Genomic DNA, 14,414 nt, shown 5'->3' on the forward strand with positions numbered 1-14,414 from the left:
CGTCTCTCTCAACGGCCCGCCGGGTGCTTGTGCTTCCTCGTCGATGGTAAACGGCGTCCGCGGCTCGGACGAGGGCCGTCTCAGGTCGTGGCGGCCGGGCCCGCCGCGAGGAACGCGTCGAGCGCCGCGAGGTGGTCGGCGACCCGGCCGGCGGCGACGAGCCCGCTGCCCGCGGCGAGCTCGCCCGCAGCCGGCGCCAGCGCCGCCCGCGCCCGCTCGGCGACCCGTCGGTCGCCGAGCCGGACGGCGGCCCGCCCCGCCAGCACCCACAGCGCCTCGATCAGCAGCCCCGGCGGCGCCTCCGGGACGCGGGCGAGCGCCCGCCGGGCCGCGTCCGCGCGGCCGGCGGCGAGCAACGTCCAGGGGCTGACCCACGCCGCGTAGGGTCCCGCGGCGGCGGACGCCAGGCCTGCGCCCGCCGCCGCGCGGCCGCGCCCCACCCGCAGGCACAGCAGCGCCAGCGCCTCCAGCCCGGACTCGAGGCCGGTCATGCCGGTGCCCGCCAGCCCGGTGGCGGCCGCCCGCACGGCGTCCTCGACCTCGGCGTCGGGCACGCGCTCGACCGCGGCGCGCACCGTGTCCGACCACGACGTGAGCACCTCGACCAGCGGGCGCTCGTGGTCGGCCGCAAGCCGCCGCGCGGAGGCGGCGTGCCCGCCGGCGCCCGCCACGTCCCCGAGCGCGGAGCGGGCCTGCACAAGCACCAGGTGGCCCAGGATCTCGTCCGTCGCCAACCCCGCCCGGGCGGCCACGTCCACGAGCTCGGCGCCGAGGGCGTCCCGCACCGGCGCGAGCCCGGCGCGCCCGCAGGCGTGCAGGGCCGCCGCGCCCAGCGCCCGCGCGAGCGTGGCGGGGTCGGCGGCCCGGCGCGCGAGCTCGACGGCCTCCTGGGCCGCCGCGTGCCCGACGCTCCCCCGCGCGCCGCGCAGCTCCGTGGCGAGGACGGCGAGCAGCCGCGAGCGCGTGCGGTCCGAGGCGCCGGCCCCGAGCTCCCGCAGGGTGTGGTCCGCGACTCGCGCCAGGGCCGCCGACTCGGCGGGGTCGTCGGGGACCGGCCAGACGCTCGGCACGTGGAGCGCGTCGAGCACGCGGGCGGTGAGCGCCGGGTCCCCGCGCCGCTCGGCGGCCTGCACCACGGCGAGGCGCTGGTCGCGGGCCTCGGCAAGCCCGCCCGTCACGGCCGCCGACCCGAGCAGCGCGGCCGACTGCTCGAGCCGGGCACCGCCGCCGGACGTCGTCCGCGCGAACGTGTCGGCGGCCTGCGCCCACAGGTCGGGGCCGTCGCCGGCCTCCTGGCGCAGGATCCGCGCCTCGGCCTCCGCCAGCCGCGGGCCCGGGTCCAGACCGAGCTCGTCGGCGAGCGTCCGCCGCGCCCGACGCAGCACGGCCAGGGCGTCGGCCTGCCGGCCCTCGGCGCGCAGGGCCAGGGCGAGCAGCCGCCAGCCTTCCTCGCGCCAGGGCTGGGTCGCGACGTGCCGCTCCAGCCCCGCGACCGCGTCGGCCGCACGGTCCAGCGCGAGCAGCGCCTCCCCGCGACGTTCGACGGCCCCGAGCCGCAGGTCCTCGAGCCGCGCGCGCTCGGCGGCCGCCCACGGAGCGTCGATCCCCGCGTACGCCTCGCCCCGCCACCGCCCGAGCGCGGCGTCCAGCCGGCCGAGGGCCGCGGCGGCGGGCAGCCGCGCGGCCTCCCCGACGAGGCGCTCGAAGGCGTCGGCGTCGACCGCGCCGGCGGGCGGTCGCAGGGCGTAACCGGGCCCCTGCGTCACGAGAAGCCGGGCCGCCGCGCGCGGCGCACGGTCCGGCTCGAGCGCGCGGCGCAGCGCCGCGACGAACGTGCGCACCGCCCCCACAGCGCCGTCGGGCGGGTCCGCCCAGAGGTCGTCGACCAGCGTGGCGAGGCCGACCACCCGGCCCCGGGCGACGACGAGCCGCGCGAGCAGCTCACGGTGCCGCGGCCCGCGCAGCGCGAGCTCCGCGCCGTCGTCGCCCCAGGCCGTCACGGGCCCCAGGACGCCGATCGTCAGCATCCGCCCCCCTGCTCCACCGCTGCTCGTCCGGTTGCTCATCCAGCGCTCATCGGCACCGTCGAGTCTGAGCGTGTCACCCCGAACACCACTCCCGAGAACGACGGAGCAGCCATGACCCCCTCTCCCACCATCCCCGGCTTCGACGACGTGCGCGTCACCGTCGACGACGGCGTCGCGCTGCACGCGGCCGTCGGCGGCTCCGGGCGCAGCTCCGGCCCGGCAGTCGTGCTGCTGCACGGCTTCCCGCAGACCCACCTGTGCTGGCGCCACGTGGCGCCCGCGCTCGCCGCCGACCACACGGTGATCGTCCCCGACCTGCGGGGTTACGGCGCCAGCGACAAGCCCGCCGAGGCCTCTCGTGACACGTACTCCAAGCGGACCATGGCCCGCGACGTCGTGCGGCTCGCGGCGGAGCTCGGCGTCGACCGGTTCGCCCTCGCGGGTCACGACCGCGGCGCGCTGGTCGCCGTCCGCGCGGGCCTCGACCACCCCGGCGTCGTGACGCACCTGGCGACGCTCGACGTGCTGCCCACCCTCGACATGTGGGACGTGCTGCACGGCGCGGACGCCGCGGTCGCGTTCCACCTGTACCTCATGGCGCAGCCCCCGGGCCTCCCGGAGGCCATGATCGCCGCCACCGCCGACCGGTTCTTCGGCCACTTCCTCGACGCGTGGACCGCGCCCGGCACCCCGGCACCGTTCGACGACGAGGTGCGCGCCGAGTACCTGCGCCGGTCGCGGGAGGCGGTGCCGTCGATCGTCGCCGACTACCGGGCGTCGGCCGGCATCGACGTCGAGCACGACCGCGCCGACCGCGACACGGGGCGCCGCCTGGCCATGCCCGTCACCGTCGTGCAGCAGGACTGGGGCGCGATGCTCGGCTACGACGCCGCCGGTCTGTGGCGCGCGTGGGCGCCCGACCTCGACCACCGCACCACGACGGCCGGGCACTTCATGGCCGAGAGCGCGCCCGAGGAGGTGCTGGCCACCCTGCGCGACCTGCTCGCCCGTTGACGGCCGGCGGCGCTCACGCCCCGTGGACGGTGAGCACGTACCCCTCGGGGCCGACGAAGGAGAACGTGGGGCCGAAGGGCGTGTCCGCGACGGGTGTGAGCACCTCGACACCGGCCGCCAAGAGTCCGTCGCGCAGCGCGACGGCGTCGGACGTGGCGAACCAGAGCGCGACGCCGAGGCCGGGCCGGCCGGCGTCGAGGTCGGTGCCGGGCAGCGGCTCGCGGACCGCGATCGGGACTGGCTCGGTGGCGAAGACGACGGCGCCGGGCGGGGCGGCCGGTGTGCGGCGCAGCCCGAGGTGCTGCTCAAGGAAGGCCGCGGCCGCGTCGACGTCGCGGACCTGCAGCGCCAGGAAGTCGAGGCCGGTCACGGTGGGGGCGCTGGCGGACATGATGTTCCTCCGTCGATCTCAGGACGGTGCTCTCGGAGCACCGATGTCAGGATGCTGACACCCACGACGTTACGACCAGCGCGGTCATGTGTCAATATGTTGACATGCCATCGCCGCAGCCGGTCTCCCCGCACCCCGCCCCCGACGTCACCGAGCACGTCGGCTACCGCCTCAAGCGCGCGCACTCCGCACTGCGCGGCGCCCTCGACGCCGCGCTGCGCGAGCACGACCTGACCGTGCCCCAGTACTCGTGCCTCGAGGTCCTCGCGCTGCGCCCGGGGCTGTCCAACGCCGAGCTCGGCCGCGCCACCTTCGTCACCCGGCAGTCGATGAACCTCGTGCTCCGCGGGCTCCAGGAGGCCGGGCTGACGACGCGTCCCGACGTCGTCGACCACGGCCGCGCCCGCCCGGTGCGCCTCACCGACGCCGGTGAGCGCCGGCTGAGGTCCGCTCAGGAGTCCGTGTATGCCGTCGAGGCCCGCATGGTCGCCGGCATCCCCGGGACGCGGCTGGCCGCCCTGCTCGACGACCTCGACCGGATCGTGCGCGCGCTCGACGCCTGACCGGCGGAGGGCTCAGGCGGTCCACTCGTGCACGACGTCGTACCCGAGCTTGACGATGAGCGCGCCGACCACGACGACGAAGACGACGCGCACGAACGCGCTGCCCTTGGCCACGGCCATGCGGGCGCCGATGTACGCGCCCACGAGGTTGGCGGCGCCGATCATCAGGCCCAGCCCCCAGATGACCGCGCCGTGCGGCACGAAGAAGAGCAGGGCGCCGAGGTTGGTCGCGAAGTTGGTGATCTTCGCGAGCGCGGACGCCGGCAGGAACGCGTAGCCCAGCACGCTCACCAGCGCGATCACGAGGAACGTGCCGGTGCCCGGGCCGAGCAGCCCGTCGTAGGCGCCGATGATCAGCCCGATGCCGGCGGCGGTCCAGCGGTGCCGGTTACCCTCCCAGCGCAGGTTGTCGTGCGCGCCGAGCTTCGGCTTCAGCACCGTGTAGGTGGCCACCACGACGAGGACGACGAGGATGATCGGCTTGAACAGGTCGGCGGGGATGCGGCTCGCCAGCGCCGCCCCGCCGAACGCCCCGACCAGCGCCGCGATCGCCATCGGCCCCGCGGTGGTGAGGTCCGGCCCCACCCGCCGGTAGTACGTGATCGAGCTGGTCGACGTGCCCATGATCGAGCCGAGCTTGTTCGTCGCGAGCGCCTGCACCGGCGAGATCCCCGGCACCAGCAGCAGCGCCGGCAGCTGGATCAGCCCGCCGCCGCCCACCACCGCGTCGACCCAGCCGGCGGTCAGTCCGGCGAGGACGAGCAGGACGATCGTCAGGACGTCGAGGTCAGGCACGCGCGAATCTTGCCACGCCGCTCAAGAGTGCAGCGCGTCGTACTCCGCCTCGGCGGCGACGTCGTCCTCGACGTCGAGCCGCAGGTGGGCGAGCACGCCCTGGAGCACGCGCAACGCCGACGACGCACGCTCACCCCACGACGACAGGTAGCTGAACTGCCACCACCACAGCCCCTCGAGCTCGTGCCCGTCGTCGAAGTGCTGCAGCCCCTTGGCGAGCTCCTCGGCCACGCAGGCCAGGTCGCCGGAGATCGTGGCCGGGGTGACCTCGGCGTTCAGCGCCGGGTCGGACACCTCGACGTAGTCGTCGAAGCCGTCGAACATCTTCGCGAGCGCGTCGCGCAGCGGGTCGACGTCGGTCTCTGGGCCGGCGTCGGGCTCGAAGCGTTCGGCGGGCACGACGTCGACGATCGCCGCGAGGCGCGCGCCCGCGGCCAGCAGGTCCGACGTCGCGAGGATGAGCAGGGAGAGCTCGGCCCCCGGCGCGGCACCGGACGCCACCTGCGTCGTCGTCGACAGGAACACGCGTGCCTGCGCCGACATCTGCTCGGCGACGTCCCGGAACTCCGAGCTGGCCTCGATCTCGCCCACGATGCTGCCTCCTTCGTCGTGCCGGCGGCCGTCGGGTCTCGACAGGCTCGACCAGCGGGGAATCAGCCGCCGACGACCCGCCGGCCCTCGAAAGCACGTCCGAGAGTGACCTCGTCCGCGTACTCCAAGTCTCCCCCGACGGGCAGGCCCGACGCGAGACGAGAGACGGTCACACCCATCGGCGCGATGAGGCGCGACAGGTACGTGGCCGTGGCCTCGCCCTCGACGTTCGGGTCGGTGGCGAGGATGACCTCGGTGACCGTGTTGTCGGCCAGACGGGACATGAGCTGGCTGATGCGCAGGTCGTCGGGGCCGACGTTGTCGATCGGGTTGATGGCGCCGCCGAGCACGTGGTACTTGCCGCGGAACTCGCGCGTGCGCTCGATCGCGACCACGTCCTTGGGCTCCTCGACGACGCAGATCACGTCGACGCTGCGGCGCGGGTCGGCGCAGATGCGGCACATCGCGGACTCCGCGACGTTGCCGCACGTCTCGCAGAACTGCACGCGCGCCTTGACCTCGGTGAGCGCGTCGGCCAGCCGGCGCACGTCCGAGGTGTCGGCCGCGAGCAGGTGGAACGCGATGCGCTGCGCGCTCTTGGGCCCGACGCCGGGAAGGCGGCCGAGCTCGTCGATCAGGTCCTGGACTGCGCCCTCGTACACAAGGGGTCAGCCTACGGGCTCAGACCCATCCCTTGGCCCGCGCGAGCCGCACGGCCTCGTGCCGGTTCGCCACCCCCAGCTTCGCCACCGCGGAGGAGAGGTAGTTGCGCACCGTCCCGGGAGCCAGCGAGGCGCGCTCGGCGATCTCCTCGACCGGAGCGCCGTCGGCGGCGAGCTCGAGCACGTCCGCCTCCCGCGGGGTCAGCGGCGAGTCGCCGGCGGAGATCGCGTCGGCGGCCAGCTCGGGGTCCACGTACCGCCCGCCGCCCGCGACCTGCCGCACCGCGCCGGCCAGCACTGCCGCGGAGACCGACTTCGGCAGGAAGCCGCACACCCCGGCCGCGAGCGCCTTCTTGAGGTAGCCGGGCCGTCCGTGGCTCGTGACGATCACGACGCCGCACTCGGGCACGGAGGAACGCACGGTCTCGGCGACCTCGATTCCGTTGGCGCCCGGCATCTGCAGGTCGAGGACCGCGACGTCGGGCCGGTGCCGCTCGATCGTCGCCACGGCCTCCGGCCCGTCGCCCGCCACCGCCACGATCTCCAGGTCGTCCTCGAGGTCCAGGAGCTGCGCGACCGCGTCGCGGATCAGCGCCTCGTCGTCGGCGAGCACCACGCGGATCATGCGGCCTCCCCGCCGGCGGGCACCCGGGCCGTGAGGACGAAACGGTCGTCGTCGGCCGCGACGTCGAGCGCACCCCCGACGCCGGCGAGCCGCTCACGCAGCCCGACGAGCCCGGCGCCGCCCTCCAGCCCGGCGACCCCGGCGACTCCCGCCCGGGCGCCGTCGTTGCTCACCCTCAGCACCATCTCTCCCGTCCCCTCCTGCACACTCAGATCGATCCGGCTCTCCCGGGCGGCCGAGTGCCGCACGATGTTCGTCACGGCCTCGCGCACGGTCCACGCGAGCGCGTCGGCCTGCGGGGCCGCGAGGTCCGGCACGTCGCCCACCACCCGCACGGACACCCCGGCGGCGCGCAGCACGGACCGGGCGCCGTCGAGCTCGGTCGCCAGGTCGGCGGCGCGATAGCCGGCGACGACGCCGCGCACCTCCCGGAGCGAGTCGTGCGCGAGGGTGCGCACCTCGTCCATCTCGTCGGCGCCCCGCGGGTCCCCCCGGCGCGCGAGCGCGGCGGCGAGCTCGGACTTCACCGCGACGGCGGACAGTGCGCGGCCGACGACGTCGTGCATGTCCCGGGCGATGCGCAGCCGCTCCTCCGCGACCGCGAGCCGTGCCGACGTCTGCCGCGCGGCGTCGAGCTCGCGCACCACCTCGAGTATCCACATGGACAGTCGCAACGTACCGGCCCAGAACAGGACGAAGAGGTACGTCAGCACCGCGAAGGCGACGGCCCCGGGGGCCTGCCCGGCGCCGGTACCGGTGGCGAGCCGCACCACGACCACGACGAGCGGCACCGCGAGCCCCGCCAGCGCCACCGCGCGGATCCGGAGCGCGACGGCAAGCGCCCCGAGGGTGGCGCCCCCGCACACGGCGATCATCGCGGTGCGCGGGTCGTCGATGATCCCACCGCCGGCGGACGGCGGCAGCACCACGACCGCGGTCACCACCACGGCGCACGTCGCCAGGAGCAGGCCGACGACGACGGGCCGCGGCCGTCGCCCGGTCACCAGCGGCCCGTCGAACCCCGCGTGCACGGTCGCGAGGCAGAGCCCGACGTGTGCCGCGGCGAGGGCCACCAGGGTGATCGTCGCGCCGGTGCCGGGCAGCTCCGCCTCGGTGTTCGACACCGCCACGACCGCGTAGAGGTAGAAGAACGGCTCGAGCAGCACGAACAGGTACAGGCTGACGCGGGTGTACATCTCGACCCCGCGCGCGCCTCCGGCCAGGAGCGCGGTAGGCGGGTGGGCGGTCTTCACGGGCACAGCCTGCCACGACGCGCCCCGGCCGGGTTGGCTCGTCACCGACGCGGCTCCCAGCGCATCCACCGGCGCGCCGCGAGCAGGCCGAGCACGGTCCAGGCGGCCAGGACGGCGACGGGGAGGCCCGCCGCGGCGAACGTCTCGCCGAAGGTCAGCACCCGGCCGTCCGGGTCGATGCCGCCCGCCCCGAGCAGCATGAGGTCGGTGATCGGGCGCAGTGGCGTGAACGTGCCGACGGTGGTCAGCACCCCGCTGGAAGCGCCGGGCCCGCCGAACAGGCCGGCGAACGGCATCGCCACGATCAGCAGCGGGAGGGTCGTGAGCTGCGCGGACTCGACCGTCCGCGACAGGCCCGACGTCGCGGCCGCGAGCACCGTGAGCATCGCGGCCCCGCCCAGCACGGCCACCACGATCAGCAGCGGGTTCACGAACGCGGGCGGATCGAGGAACACCGACACCGCGACGATGCCCAGCACGGTCTGCGCCAGCGCGACCGCGAGGGCCGGGACGGCGGCGCCGGCGAGGATCTCCGCCTTCGAGCACTCGCCCACGAGGTAGCGCTTGAGCACCAGCTCCTCGCGGCGCGCCACGTACGCGACCGTGAGGTTGTAGTAGACGACGAACGCGAGCGCCATGAACACCAGGAGATTCAGGAGCACCGCGCCCTGGACCCCCGAACCTGCGTCCGTCCCGCCACCGATGCCGCCGAGCGCGCTGGCCAGCGCGACGGTCAGGGGCGGCAGGGCGAGCGCGTTGAACAGGGCCGTGCGGTTGCGCACGAGCAGGCGGAGCTCCGCGCGGGCCAGCGCCGAAACCCGGCGCAGGCTGACGCGCCGTGCCGGGGGCGGGGTCGCCCGCCGAGACGCGGTCGGGGTCGTCGTGGTCATGCCGCCACCTCCGAGGTGTCGATCCGGTCGGTGCCGGCGTCGTCCATGGCGAGGAACGCCTGCTCGAGCGACGCGGACCGGGCATCCAGGTCGTCAAGGCGCAGCTGCCGGGCGTCGGCCCACTGCAGCAGGGTGAACAGGTCGTCCTGCAGGCTCGTGGTGCGCAGCCGCAGGCGGCCCGTGTGGTCGACGTCGGGCGTGCCGACGGCGCCGGCGAGCGCCGGCAGGTCGGCCGCCGTGGGCACGACCGCGCGGCCGCCGGTGTTCCGCACCACGAACTCCAGCCGGGCGGGCTCGCCGGCGACGATGTCGGCCACGGCCCCGGTCCGCACGATGCGGCCGTCCTGGAGTATCGCGATGCGGTCCGCGAGCTCCTCCGCCTCCTCGAGGTAGTGGGTGGTGAGCAGCACGGTGGTGCCCGCGGCGAGCATGTCCTGCACCAGGCGCCAGGTGGCGCGGCGGCTCTCCGGGTCGAGGCCGGTGGTGGGCTCGTCGAGGAACAGCACCTCGGGGTCGCCCATGGTCGCGAGGGCCAGGTCGAGGCGACGCTTCTCGCCGCCCGACAGGCTCGCGACCCGCACGTCGGCGCGGTGGGAGAGGTTGACGGCGGCGAGCACGTCGTCGACCGGGCGCGGCCGGGTGAGCGTGCCGGCCCAGGTGCGGGCGGTCTCCACGACGGTGAGGTCGCCGGAGAAGCCCGCGCTCTGCAGCATGATCCCGAGCGAGCCGACGACCTTGCGCCGCTCGCGGTAGGGGTCATGGCCCAGCACGCGGACCGTCCCGCCGTCGGACGGGGCGAGCCCCTCCACGAGCTCGACGAACGACGTCTTGCCGGCGCCGTTGGAGCCCAGCAGCGCGACGAGCTCGCCGCGACGGACGTCGAGGTCGACCCCGCGGACGGCCTCGAAGGTGCCGTACCGCCGCCGCGCCCCGCGGACGTTGATGATGGGTTCCGAAGTCATGACCCCAGCCTCGTGGGGGCGCGTCGCCGCAGGTAGTGCCGCCGCTCACCGGTTCCCGTGAACTGCGCACGGGGGGGCCATGACATCTGTCACGACGCCCCGTGCTTCGCGACGTCGGACGGCAAGCCGACCAGCCACGTGGTGCCCGGGGAACGGAGATCGTTCACGAGCGCGTGCATGGCGGGGAAGTGAGGAACGCTCGGCGGGGATGGCGAGGGCCAGCCGGGAAGTCTCACCTTCCGGGACGCGGGGGTGCACACACCCCGCGAGGTAGTCCCGATCTCGGCGAGGTAGTTCGAGACGGCGCGAGGTAGTTCGAGACGGCGCGAGGTAGTTCGAGACGGCGCGAGGTAGTTCGAGCCTGCCGCGGGGCAGGATGTCCGCATGGCACCCGGAGAAGACACCGACGAGATCGTCGCCCTGTACGACCAGGCCGGGAACGTGTCGGGCAGCGCCCGCCGGTCGCGGGTACGCACGGAGAACCTGCGGCACGCCGCGACTGCCGTCGTCGTGCGCAACACCGCCGGCGACGTCTATGTGCACCGCCGCACCGACACCAAGGACCTCTACCCCGGCCGGTACGACTTCTGCGCCGGCGGCGTGCTGCGCGCCGGGGAGGACCCTCTCGAGTCCGCGCGGCGCGAGCTGGCCGAGGAGCTCGGCGCCACCGGCGTCGAGCTCGTACCCCTCGGCGTGGCCGACTACGCGGACGAGCACACGCGGATGCACGGCTTCATCTACGAGTGCACCTACGACGGGCCGATCACCTGGCAGCCGGAGGAGGTCGCCTGGGGCGCGTGGGTCACCCCGGCCCGCCTGCTCGAGATGCTGGATGAGTTGCCGTTCATGCCCGACAGCGTCGCCAACCTCTCGATCTGGCTCGACACCCTGCCGAGGTAGAGCCACCGTCGACGGAGAGGTGCTGGCGACCCTGCTCGAGGTGGTGCAGGACAGCGCGAGGTAGCTCGGCAGGTTCACCGTGCGACGAGCTCGACCTCGAAGCCGTCCTCGTCGACGAGGTAGGCCGCGCAATGCTCGGGGCCGCCGGCGAACGGGTGCCGGTCGGCGAAGAGCAGGCTCCAGCCGTGGGCGGAGGCCGCGTCGACGAGCGCGTCCAGCTGCTCGCGGGTGCCGGCGTGCAGGGCGAGGTGGTTGAGCCCCGGACGACGGCGGTCGTGCGCGTCGGCGGTCATCGCCGGGCTCTGCTCGACGACGACGTAGGCCGCGCCGAGCCGCCAGGAGCGGCCGTGCTCCCAGGTCTGGAACGGCTGGTATCCGAGGGCTCCGAGGAGCCAGCCCCACGACCGTTCCGCGCGGGCGAGGTCCGGCACCCACAGCTCGACGTGGTGGACGGCGCCGCGGTGCGCGCCGACGGTCACGCGGCTCCCGAGGCGTCGTCCCCGGTCGGTGCGACGAGCTCTGCCAGCAGGTCGACGGACAGCGGCGCGATCGGGTGGGTCGTGACCGGGCGGGCCGGGTCCACCCACACGTGCTCGGCGAGCTCCGCCTGCACCCGCAGGTCGAAGCCGGCGGGCAGGTCGAGCGTGAAGACGTGGGCGTCGACGACGTGGTCGGGCTCGTTGGCGGCGACGGCGGCGCGTCGGCCCAGCGGGCGGACGCCGGCCGGGTCGACGGCGAGGGCGATCTCCTCGGCGCACTCGCGCACCAGCGCGGCGACCGGGTCCTCACCGGGCTCGATCTTGCCGCCCACCTGCATGAACGCGCTGGTGCCCCGCTTGCGTACGAGCAGCGCGCGGCCGTCGCCGCGCACGATGACGGCCGCGACGATGTGCAGCGTCGTGGTGGTTCGCGCGGTCATGTCAGGGCTGCTCCGAGATCTCGTCGATGACCTTGCCCCCGAGCACCTGGACCACGAGCGGGACCCCCATCAGCCCGGACGACGTGATGTCCGGGTCGTCGGCGGACCGCTCGTCGTCCATCGGCGCGACGTCGGCGGCGGACCCGCGGGCACGGGTGGACGGCCGTCCACCCGACTGCTGCGCCTCGCGCACCCGACGCTCGGCCGCCTGGCGCGGCGTCTCCCGGACGGCCGGGCCGCTCGGCGCCGCCGGGGCGGCGGGCGCCGACGGCGCGCTGACCGCCGGCTCCTGCGCCCACGGCGGCGGCGGGCCGGCCGACTCGTCCGGGGCGTGCGCGGCGTCGGGCGTCGAGCCGGTGTCGGGCTGGGCCTCCGGGATCGACTCGGGGATTGCGTCAGGCATCGAGCCGGGCGCGGGCTCGCGCGCCCACTCCACGGGCTCGGCGGTGGGCGTGCCTGCGAGCCAGGCGGCGTCCGCCTTGTCGACGTCCGCCCGCGCGGGCGGGGCCGGGCGCTCGACGACGGCCACTCCCCCGCCGCTCTGGGCGACGCTCGCCGACGCGCGCGGTCCGGCGGCGGGCGCGCTGGCGGCCGAGACGGTGCCGACGGGCGTCGTTCCGGATCCCGCGCTCGACCCCCTCGGTGCCACGTCGGGCCAGCCACCGTCGTCGGGGGCATCGGACGCTCCCGGGCCGGGCCGGGCCGGCGGAGCCGTCAGAGCCGGCGGGGCGGACCCCGCGGCGGGCGGGGCGGTCGGCGGGGCGGTGGGCGGCGGGCCGTCCTGTCCGCCGAAGGACGGTGTGGCGCCGCCGCCGTCGCGCCCCTCGTCGACGGTGGCCTCGACGCGCACCTGCACGCCGAGGGTCTGGTAGACGGAGTCGCTCACGGCGTCGACGTGCCGGGGCTGCGAGAACGTGCGGGCCATCCCGGAGGCCGCGAAGCCGAGCCGCAGGACGCCGCCGTCGAGGGACACCACCTGCGCGTTGGGCCCCACCAGCGCCCGCGTCACCGGGCTGCCGATGTTGGCGACGACCTCGTCCCACCGGCGGCGGACCATCTCGGCCGTCGTGCCCTGATCGGACGCCGCGGGCGTCGTGGAAGCAGCAGGGGGCTCGGCCGCCGCGTCGGCCGGGGCGCTCGGCGCCGAGGCGGCGGGCGGCGTGTCGGACCGGTCGTCGGCGGGCTCCGCGCCTGTGCTCGCGGCAGGGTCAGCGTCAGCCAGGGTCTCTTCCGCGGCCGCCGGTTCGGCGCTGGGCTCGCGCGGTTCCGGCGCGTCCTCGACCGGCGCAGCGTCGCCGTCAGCCGCGTGGTCGACCGAAGCAGCGTCATCGACCGGCGCGGCGTCATCGTCCGGCGCACTCGCCCCGGGAGGCACCCGCGGGGCGGGCTCCTCGGTCACCGGGGCGGCGGGGGCGGCGTCAGGAGCAGGCGCCGGCGCCAGGGCGCTCTCCGCTGCGGCGTCCGTGCGACGGCTGGCCTCCAGCGCCGCGCGCGCGGCGGCGGCGCCGTTGAGGCCGCCGGCCGTCGGGGCGGACGGCGCGGGGTCGCGCGGACCCCCCGCCGAGTCCGAGCCGCCGCCGGGCGACGCTGTCGCCAGACCGCCGCCAGCCGCGGCGCCACGCTCGAGCCGGTCGATCCGCGCGGCCAGGCCCAGCGCGCCGTCGTCGGCCCCGGGCAGCAGCAGCCGGGCGCACAGGAGCTCCAGGTGCAGCCTGGGCGACGTGGCACCCGTCATCTCCGTGAGCGCGCCGTTGACCAGGTCCGCGGCCCGCGACAGCTCGGCCACGCCGAGGCGCCCGGCCTGCGTGCGCATCCGCTCGAGCTGGTCAGCCGGCAGCCCGCGCAGCACGGCCTCGGCCGCGTCGCCGGAGACGGCGATGACGATGAGGTCGCGCAGCCGCTCCAGCACGTCCTCCACGAACCGGCGCGGCTCGTGCCCCGTCGCGACCACCTGGTCCACGACGCGGAATATCGAGGCGCCGTCGCGCGCCGCGAGGGCGTCGACGACGTCGTCGAGCAGCGTGGCGTGCGTGAAGCCGAGCAGCCCGACGGCGGCGTCGTACCCCACCACGCCGCCCGTCGCGCCCGCGATGAGCTGGTCCAGCACCGACAGCGAGTCGCGCACGGAGCCGCCGCCGGCGCGGGTCACGAGCGGCACCACGCCGGCGGCGAGCTCGACCCCCTCGGCCGCGGTGAGCTGCTCGAGGTACGGGCCCAGCACGTCCGGCGGGACGAGCCGGAACGGGTAGTGGTGGGTGCGGGAGCGGATGGTGCCGATCACCTTGTCCGGCTCCGTCGTCGCGAAGATGAACTTCACGTGCGAGGGCGGCTCCTCGACGATCTTGAGCAGGGCGTTGAAGCCCTGCGGCGTCACCATGTGCGCCTCGTCGAGGATGAAGATCTTGTACCGGTCGCGCGCGGGGGCGAAGGTGGCGCGCTCGCGCAGGTCGCGCGCGTCGTCGACGCCGTTGTGGCTGGCCGCGTCGATCTCGACCACGTCGAGCGAGCCGGAGCCGCCGCGCGCCAGCTCGGCGCACGAGTCGCACTCCCCGCACGGCGTGTCGATCGGGTTCTCCGGCGTGTTGCGCGCGCAGTTCAACGTGCGCGCCAGGATGCGGGCCGACGTCGTCTTGCCGCAGCCGCGCGGCCCGGAGAACAGGTAGGCGTGGTTCACGCGCCCGCTGCGCAGCGCCTGCATGAGCGGTGCGGTGACGTGCTCCTGGCCGATCACCTCGGCGAACGTCTCGGGCCGGTAGCGGCGATACAGAGCGGTGGTCACCCCGGCAACTCTAGACGCCCGGACCGACAGCCACGTGGACCGT

15 protein-coding genes are annotated in these 14,414 nt (G+C 75.6%); 3 read left to right on the top strand and 12 right to left on the bottom strand.

Annotated features, from left to right (window positions below; genetic code table 11):
• Nucleotides 1-80: 80 nt before the first annotated feature.
• Nucleotides 81-2,066, bottom strand: coding sequence for an AfsR/SARP family transcriptional regulator (locus AC1C2V_RS04480; protein ID WP_495388351.1), 1,986 nt, complete (start codon nucleotides 2,064-2,066; stop codon nucleotides 81-83).
• 72 nt (nucleotides 2,067-2,138) lie between these two features.
• Here AC1C2V_RS04480 and AC1C2V_RS04485 point away from each other — a divergent pair, with 72 nt between their 5' ends.
• Nucleotides 2,139-3,041, top strand: a complete 903-nt coding sequence (locus AC1C2V_RS04485; protein WP_495388352.1) for an alpha/beta fold hydrolase — start codon at nucleotides 2,139-2,141, stop codon at nucleotides 3,039-3,041.
• Nucleotides 3,042-3,054: 13 nt separating this feature from the next.
• Here AC1C2V_RS04485 and AC1C2V_RS04490 read toward each other — a convergent pair whose 3' ends face one another.
• Entirely contained in the window at nucleotides 3,055-3,432 is a 378-nt protein-coding gene (locus AC1C2V_RS04490) for a VOC family protein (RefSeq protein ID WP_495388353.1), read from the bottom strand.
• Nucleotides 3,433-3,536: 104 nt separating this feature from the next.
• On the opposite strand from AC1C2V_RS04490, the gene AC1C2V_RS04495 reads away from it, so the two are divergent.
• Complete coding sequence (locus tag AC1C2V_RS04495) at nucleotides 3,537-3,995, top strand: MarR family winged helix-turn-helix transcriptional regulator (RefSeq protein ID WP_495388354.1); 459 nt, start codon at nucleotides 3,537-3,539, stop codon at nucleotides 3,993-3,995.
• 12 nt (nucleotides 3,996-4,007) lie between these two features.
• Here the strand turns inward: AC1C2V_RS04495 and AC1C2V_RS04500 are convergent, their stop codons facing one another.
• The 7 genes from AC1C2V_RS04500 to AC1C2V_RS04530 form a co-directional block, all read right to left on the bottom strand.
• Nucleotides 4,008-4,790 (bottom strand): TSUP family transporter, encoded by a 783-nt coding sequence (locus tag AC1C2V_RS04500; protein ID WP_495388355.1) that lies wholly within the window; start codon nucleotides 4,788-4,790, stop codon nucleotides 4,008-4,010.
• A 21-nt stretch (nucleotides 4,791-4,811) separates the two neighbouring features.
• Entirely contained in the window at nucleotides 4,812-5,381 is a 570-nt protein-coding gene (locus AC1C2V_RS04505) for a DUF5063 domain-containing protein (RefSeq protein WP_495388356.1), read from the bottom strand.
• A 62-nt stretch (nucleotides 5,382-5,443) separates the two neighbouring features.
• Nucleotides 5,444-6,043: a recombination mediator RecR gene (gene recR / locus AC1C2V_RS04510; RefSeq protein ID WP_495388357.1), complete on the bottom strand. Its 600-nt coding sequence runs from the start codon at nucleotides 6,041-6,043 to the stop codon at nucleotides 5,444-5,446.
• Nucleotides 6,044-6,062: 19 nt separating this feature from the next.
• The gene (locus tag AC1C2V_RS04515) at nucleotides 6,063-6,668 is read right to left on the bottom strand and encodes a response regulator (protein ID WP_495388358.1); all 606 of its coding nucleotides are present in this window, start codon (nucleotides 6,666-6,668) and stop codon (nucleotides 6,063-6,065) included.
• The gene (locus AC1C2V_RS04520; RefSeq protein WP_495388359.1) at nucleotides 6,665-7,921 is read right to left on the bottom strand and encodes a sensor histidine kinase; all 1,257 of its coding nucleotides are present in this window, start codon (nucleotides 7,919-7,921) and stop codon (nucleotides 6,665-6,667) included. The genes AC1C2V_RS04515 and AC1C2V_RS04520 overlap by 4 nt, the downstream gene beginning before the upstream one ends.
• Nucleotides 7,922-7,962: 41 nt before the next feature.
• Nucleotides 7,963-8,811, bottom strand: coding sequence for an ABC transporter permease (locus tag AC1C2V_RS04525; protein WP_495388360.1), 849 nt, complete (start codon nucleotides 8,809-8,811; stop codon nucleotides 7,963-7,965).
• Nucleotides 8,808-9,773, bottom strand: coding sequence for an ABC transporter ATP-binding protein (locus AC1C2V_RS04530; protein ID WP_495388361.1), 966 nt, complete (start codon nucleotides 9,771-9,773; stop codon nucleotides 8,808-8,810). Before AC1C2V_RS04530 ends, AC1C2V_RS04525 begins: the two co-directional genes overlap by 4 nt.
• Before the next feature lie 384 nt (nucleotides 9,774-10,157).
• On the opposite strand from AC1C2V_RS04530, the gene AC1C2V_RS04535 reads away from it, so the two are divergent.
• Nucleotides 10,158-10,673 (top strand): NUDIX hydrolase, encoded by a 516-nt coding sequence (locus tag AC1C2V_RS04535; protein ID WP_495388362.1) that lies wholly within the window; start codon nucleotides 10,158-10,160, stop codon nucleotides 10,671-10,673.
• Between the two features lie 74 nt (nucleotides 10,674-10,747).
• Here AC1C2V_RS04535 and AC1C2V_RS04540 read toward each other — a convergent pair whose 3' ends face one another.
• From AC1C2V_RS04540 to AC1C2V_RS04550, 3 genes are read right to left on the bottom strand one after another with little or no spacing between them, the layout of a single operon-like run.
• Complete coding sequence (locus AC1C2V_RS04540; protein WP_495388363.1) at nucleotides 10,748-11,152, bottom strand: VOC family protein; 405 nt, start codon at nucleotides 11,150-11,152, stop codon at nucleotides 10,748-10,750.
• Nucleotides 11,149-11,592 (bottom strand): NUDIX hydrolase, encoded by a 444-nt coding sequence (locus tag AC1C2V_RS04545; RefSeq protein WP_495388364.1) that lies wholly within the window; start codon nucleotides 11,590-11,592, stop codon nucleotides 11,149-11,151. The genes AC1C2V_RS04540 and AC1C2V_RS04545 overlap by 4 nt, the downstream gene beginning before the upstream one ends.
• A gap of 1 nt (nucleotide 11,593) precedes the next feature.
• Nucleotides 11,594-14,371, bottom strand: a complete 2,778-nt coding sequence (locus AC1C2V_RS04550; protein ID WP_495388365.1) for a DNA polymerase III subunit gamma and tau — start codon at nucleotides 14,369-14,371, stop codon at nucleotides 11,594-11,596.
• Nucleotides 14,372-14,414 lie beyond the last annotated feature (43 nt).

This window comes from Isoptericola sp. Y541 (assembly GCF_059445465.1).

Bases quoted from the DNA above. Each gene is read 5' to 3' on its own strand.
- AC1C2V_RS04515 (WP_495388358.1), bottom strand. From the start codon at position 6,668: ATGATCCGCGTGGTGCTCGCCGACGACGAGGCGCTGATCCGCGACGCG.
- AC1C2V_RS04495 (WP_495388354.1), top strand. From the start codon at position 3,537: ATGCCATCGCCGCAGCCGGTCTCCCCGCACCCCGCCCCCGACGTCACC.
- AC1C2V_RS04525 (WP_495388360.1), bottom strand. From the start codon at position 8,811: ATGACCACGACGACCCCGACCGCGTCTCGGCGGGCGACCCCGCCCCCG.
- AC1C2V_RS04535 (WP_495388362.1), top strand. From the start codon at position 10,158: ATGGCACCCGGAGAAGACACCGACGAGATCGTCGCCCTGTACGACCAG.
- AC1C2V_RS04485 (WP_495388352.1), top strand. From the start codon at position 2,139: ATGACCCCCTCTCCCACCATCCCCGGCTTCGACGACGTGCGCGTCACC.
- AC1C2V_RS04480 (WP_495388351.1), bottom strand. From the start codon at position 2,066: ATGAGCAACCGGACGAGCAGCGGTGGAGCAGGGGGGCGGATGCTGACG.
- AC1C2V_RS04530 (WP_495388361.1), bottom strand. From the start codon at position 9,773: ATGACTTCGGAACCCATCATCAACGTCCGCGGGGCGCGGCGGCGGTAC.
- AC1C2V_RS04490 (WP_495388353.1), bottom strand. From the start codon at position 3,432: ATGTCCGCCAGCGCCCCCACCGTGACCGGCCTCGACTTCCTGGCGCTG.
- AC1C2V_RS04545 (WP_495388364.1), bottom strand. From the start codon at position 11,592: ATGACCGCGCGAACCACCACGACGCTGCACATCGTCGCGGCCGTCATC.